Genomic DNA, 565 nt, shown 5'->3' on the forward strand with positions numbered 1-565 from the left:
CCGCCCAGCACCAGCGCCAGCCGCGCATCCACCAGGCTGATGCCCAGCGTCACCACCACAATCACCACGAATGCGCCTGCCAGCGGTGCGATCACCCGCAGATAGAGGTGGTCGAGCATATCAACGTCGCCAACAAAACGGTTGAGCAGATCGCCCTGACGGAACGCCGCCAGCTGGCCCGGTGCCAGCGCAATAAGGCGGCTGAAGGTAAAGACGCGCAGGTGCTGCAGAACGCGGAAGGTCGCGTCATGGCTAACCAGCCGCTCAAAATAGCGGGCGGCAGTGCGCGTGATAGCCGCGCCGCGTACGCCTGCAGCCGGTAGCATATAGTTAAAGCTGTAAAGCCCGGCGATACCCGCCAGCGAGGAGGCGGCCAGAAACCAGCCTGAGAGCGCCAGCAGGCCGATACTGGCGAGCAGCGTAACGATAGCGAGCAGCACGCCCAGCGACAGTCGGTAAGGGTGACGCAAAAACAGGCGCAGGAAAGGACGCAGTGCGGACATCAGCAAATCTCCCTCTGACGATGCGAGACCATCTGACTAAACGGGCCAGGTTCGGCGAGCAG

Annotated in this window: 1 pseudogene; it reads right to left on the minus strand. The window is 62.8% G+C overall.

From position 1 onward, the window contains the following. Positions 1-503: pseudogene (locus B3797_RS16020) on the minus strand (cysteine/glutathione ABC transporter ATP-binding protein/permease CydC); the annotation flags it as partial. Positions 504-565 lie beyond the last annotated feature (62 nt).

Origin of the sequence: Pantoea sp. UBA5923 (assembly GCF_002431095.1) — a bacterium.
Taxonomy (GTDB): domain Bacteria; phylum Pseudomonadota; class Gammaproteobacteria; order Enterobacterales; family Enterobacteriaceae; genus Pantoea; species Pantoea piersonii.